Below are 3,510 nucleotides of genomic sequence, written 5' to 3' on the forward strand. Positions count from 1 at the left end.
GGAAAGAACGGATGAAGATAGATATGTAACAATGTGTGGTTTTGAGGGTATATGCAGCAGGTTATGGTGCATAGCACAGAATTTTAATGCGTAAATCCAGGAATGGGTTTGCGCTTTTTTGTTGCATCAAAAGATATTACAGGGTATATTAAGAGAGTATTAAGACCTTATAAGCTTTTAAAGAATTGAGGAGATTCATGCGATGAAGAGAGGACAAGATGTCATCCGTATATTAATGGTCTGCCTTGGAAATATATGCAGATCTCCCATGGCGGAATTTGTTATGAAGGATATGATAGAAAAGGAGCACTTAAGCAATCGGTTCTATGTAGCCTCAGCAGCTACAAGTACGGAAGAAATTGGCAATCCGGTGCATCCTGGGACAAGAAAGAAGCTTAAGGAATATGGGATTTCTACAGATGGAAAGCATGCGGTGCAGTTATCCCGGAAGGATTATGATAAATACGACTATCTCATTGGTATGGAACAGCGGAATGTGACAAATACGCTTAGAATCCTGGGTGGAGACCCGGAAGGAAAGGTAAGGCGGCTTTTGGACTTCTCCCCTGACCCAAGGGACATCGCAGACCCGTGGTATACCGGGGATTTTGACCGTACCTATGATGATGTGTATGAAGGCTGCAAAGCGCTTCTGACCTATATTTTGGAGCAGGAAACTGGAGAGAGTTACAGGTAGCAAGGGGATATTATTTATGAAACCACTTAATTTTGTTGTAATAGGCTCCGGATGGAGATCCCTGTTCTATGCCAGGATTGCCAAAGCTTATCCGGATTGTTTTAATCTGGCAGCATTTCTTTGCCGGACAAAAGAAAAAGCGCAGTGGCTGCAGGAGGAAACAGGAATCAAAGCCGTGGCAAGCCCAGAGGAATGCCGGTCAGAAAACCCGGATTTTGTTGTTGTGGCTGTAAACAAGGATTCTATATTTCAGGTGACAAGGGAATGGGCACTGAAAGGATATCCGGTGCTTTGTGAGACTCCGGCTGCTATGGAATTAGGAGATCTTCTGGAGCTTTGGCGTCTTCATGCCCAGGAAGGAGCCAGGATACAGGTGGCGGAGCAGTATTTTGAATATCCGGTCTTTCATGCGGCTATTGAGATTGCGAAACGGGGGTATCTTGGTGATCCGTATATGGTTAATATCTCCGCAGTTCATGACTACCATGGAGCCAGCTTAATCCGGCGGCTTTTAGGAACAGGTTTGGAGAACATGAAAGTGTATGGAAAGAAATATTTATATCCGGTAGTGGAAACGGATTCCAGGCAGGGGTTTATTGAAGACGGCAGGGTGAGTGAGAGAGAAAGGGTCAGGCTGACCTTTGAATTTAAAGGGGGAAAAACAGCATTTTATGATTTTAACGGCATACAGTATCATTCCAGGATCAGGAGCCGCCATTTAAATGTTCAGGGTATGAGAGGGGAACTGGATGACTGGACGCTTCGCAGTGTGGGAGAAGACAACCGGCCAAGGGAATATCAGATGATAAAAGAACCTTTTGAAACAGGAAATGGAATCAAAGAAATCTACATGGGGCAGGAATTGCTTTACAGGAATCCGTTTTATGAGTTAGGTAAAGCAAATGGACTTCCGCAGGATGAAACGGCTATAGGAACTATTATGCTTGGAATGAGGCGGTTTATTGAGGAAGGCGCGGAGGTTTATCCTCTTTCAGAGGGGCTTCAGGATGCCTATGTAAGGATACTTATGGAGCAGGCTCTTAAAAGCGGTCAGATGGTAGAATCAAAAACCCAGGTTTGGAGCTGATGATAAGGGGCGGGTTTTTCTGTAGGGTAAAAAGCCCGTCCCAAGCTGATGGGGGATAAGGATTCAGCATTCATCATCATCGATGATGGTGAGATTAAATAATTCGCTGGATAAGTCCACATCTATACCTGCTTTTTGAGGAGGACTGATGAAGCGGATAATGGGGCGCAGAGAAAATCCCGGCGTGTTATCCTTAATAACTGCCGAACTTCCGTCACTAAGGTGGACAATGGTACCGATGGGGTATGCGGAAACACAATGAAGGAAGGCTGTCAGCAGTTCCGGATCAAAATGAGTGTTGGAGCAGCTGGTAAGATAGTCAAAAATCCGTCTGGGAGACCAGGCTTTCCGGTACGGCCTGGTGGAACTAAGAGCGTCATACACATCCGCAATAGCCAGGATCCGGGCATATAGGGGAATATCCTTGCCTGAAAGTCCAAAGGGATATCCGGTTCCGTCAAATTTTTCGTGATGAGTCTGAACTCCCTGTAAAACTGCTTGGGAGATTACGATGTGGTCGCCCAGTTTTTTATAGGAAAGGCTGGGATGCTGCTTCATAATTTCAAATTCATCGCTGGTTAAGGGACCCGGTTTGTTGGTAATATCAATTGGAATATCTGTTTTCCCAATGTCATGAAGAAGGCCGCAGAGTGCCAGATCATTTAAATTGGAAATGGAAAGTCCGATGTACTTTCCCAATAAAACGCCTAAAATGCCTACATAAAGGCTATGGGAATAGGTATACCCATCATAATCCCTGATATCTATCATCTGAAAGAGATACTTGTCCTTATTCAAAACATTCATAACAACGGACTCGGCCACTTTGGCGATCTCCTCGTAAACCTGTCTGCTGGACTGAAAGGTAAATTTTTTTAAACTCTGGTCAAAGACATCGCGGATGCTTGTCAGCATTTTAGCCTTTAACTCCGGTTCCACAAAATCTTCGGGTTCAATGCCTTGCGTAATCGATGTGCAGATATAAGCCCCTTGTACTCCGATGGTTTTCATGCGGCCAATCATACGTTCGCTCAACTTGCAGCCGGTTACCGCAAAAGGAAGCATTGGGTTTATTCCCGGGATGTTTCGGGCTAATTCCATACCTTCAGTCAATTTCTCTATAGGAAGATAAATCAATTCTTTCACCTCAACAGACCAAAACGCAGTCTCTTCTTTCTGTTCCGTAAAATTCCTTTTTATGTTAAAGTTGGAAATATATGCACAATGACACATTAAATTATAGTGTGAATTAACCAATGCGTCAATGGAAATTTTAATTTTAAACACTAGTATGAAGAGAAAAATCAGGCAATATTTTATGCAAATATTCTTTAATCTTTACAAATCACGAAAATTCGAATTGGCTCAGGTTTGGACATAGAGAAGGGGTATTTTATGATTGAAATTTTAAATGGAATGCATGAGACCATTCATTATGAATGCTCACTAGGACTTCGGCTATATCATAATAAAAATGTTGAGGATTATCCGGAGCATTGGCATGGAGGAATTGAAATGATCATGCCCACAAAGGGTGGATATGAGGTAATTGTAAGGGAGGAACATTTTCCCCTTGAAACAGAAGATATCATTCTGATCCATTCCGGCGTGATTCATTCATTAAAGGCACCCTCTCTGGGAGAGCGCTATATTCTACAGTTTGATGCGGCCCTTCTTTATCACTTAAAGGAGATGGAGACCTTGCTGCACATAATACCCCCGGTTA

4 protein-coding genes are annotated in these 3,510 nt (G+C 43.3%); 3 read left to right on the forward strand and 1 reads right to left on the reverse strand.

The annotated features are described in order from the left end of the window. Nucleotides 1–202: 202 nt before the first annotated feature. Nucleotides 203–697, forward strand: a complete 495-nt coding sequence (locus RT269_RS29850) for a low molecular weight protein-tyrosine-phosphatase (protein WP_313188146.1) — start codon at nt 203–205, stop codon at nt 695–697. Nucleotides 698–713: 16 nt separating this feature from the next. Then, a complete protein-coding gene (locus RT269_RS29855; RefSeq protein ID WP_313188148.1) occupies nt 714–1,784 on the forward strand; it encodes a Gfo/Idh/MocA family protein in 1,071 nt (356 codons plus the stop codon). A gap of 63 nt (nt 1,785–1,847) precedes the next feature. Here the strand turns inward: RT269_RS29855 and RT269_RS29860 are convergent, their stop codons facing one another. Continuing rightward, the gene (locus RT269_RS29860; protein WP_313188150.1) at nt 1,848–2,885 is read right to left on the reverse strand and encodes an HD-GYP domain-containing protein; all 1,038 of its coding nucleotides are present in this window, start codon (nt 2,883–2,885) and stop codon (nt 1,848–1,850) included. A 294-nt stretch (nt 2,886–3,179) separates the two neighbouring features. Here RT269_RS29860 and RT269_RS29865 point away from each other — a divergent pair. Next, nucleotides 3,180–3,510: cupin domain-containing protein (locus tag RT269_RS29865; RefSeq protein WP_313188152.1), on the forward strand; the 331-nt coding region annotated here is incomplete at its 3' end.

Source organism: Lacrimispora sp. (genome assembly GCF_032078915.1).
In the GTDB taxonomy this organism is placed as follows: domain Bacteria; phylum Bacillota; class Clostridia; order Lachnospirales; family Lachnospiraceae; genus Lacrimispora.